The organism is Streptomyces xanthophaeus, from assembly GCF_000725805.1.
Classification (GTDB): domain Bacteria; phylum Actinomycetota; class Actinomycetes; order Streptomycetales; family Streptomycetaceae; genus Streptomyces; species Streptomyces xanthophaeus.
On record NZ_JOFT01000134.1, the window covers coordinates 1 to 313 of the forward strand.

A 313-nucleotide genomic window follows, 5' to 3' on the forward strand; every position below is an offset into this window, starting at 1 on the left:
GACCTCGGCGATGCAGGTCTCCTCGTCGTCGTACGCGAAGTGCGCGACGCCCGAGGTCTCGGCGTGCACGTCCGCGCCGCCGAGCCCGTTCTGGGTGATCTCCTCGCCGGTCACCGCACGGACCACGTCCGGGCCGGTGATGAACATCTGCGAGGTGTCGCGGACCATGAAGACGAAGTCCGTCAGGGCCGGGCTGTACGCCGCGCCGCCCGCACAGGGGCCCAGCATGACCGAGATCTGCGGGATCACGCCCGAGGCCTTGGTGTTGCGCTGGAAGATGCCGCCGTACCCGGCGAGCGCCGAGACGCCCTCC

The 313-nt window shown here is 70.6% G+C and carries 1 protein-coding gene; it reads right to left on the reverse strand.

All coding sequences use genetic code 11. The features are described 5' to 3' along the window. Positions 1–313, reverse strand: a 313-nt coding sequence (locus IO30_RS0129180; protein ID WP_031147856.1) for a carboxyl transferase domain-containing protein, incomplete at both ends; no start/stop codon positions are given.